Genomic DNA, 230 nt, shown 5'->3' on the forward strand with positions numbered 1-230 from the left:
GCCTCGGCCCCGGGCAGAGGCGCAAGGCCACCGGCGCGGACGACACGTGGTTCACCCCGGCCGAGCTGGTCGCCGGCGCGCTGCTGCTGCCGCTGCAGTGGCGGGCCGACGTGCGCGTCGGCCCGTTCCGCGCGGGGCCGCACGAGGGCGTCGACCGCCTGCTGACGGCCCCGTTCGACCGCGCGCGCGGACCGACGTCCAACCCAGCGGGTAGCCTCAAGAGCGTGAGC

Annotated in this window: 1 pseudogene; it reads left to right on the forward strand. The window is 77.8% G+C overall.

Going from position 1 to position 230, the window contains the following annotated elements:
- Positions 1–230: pseudogene (locus KVS67_RS13715) on the forward strand (hypothetical protein); the annotation flags it as partial.

Origin of the sequence: Micrococcus sp. GbtcB5 (assembly GCF_019091605.1) — a bacterium.
GTDB lineage: Bacteria > Actinomycetota > Actinomycetes > Actinomycetales > Micrococcaceae > Micrococcus > Micrococcus luteus.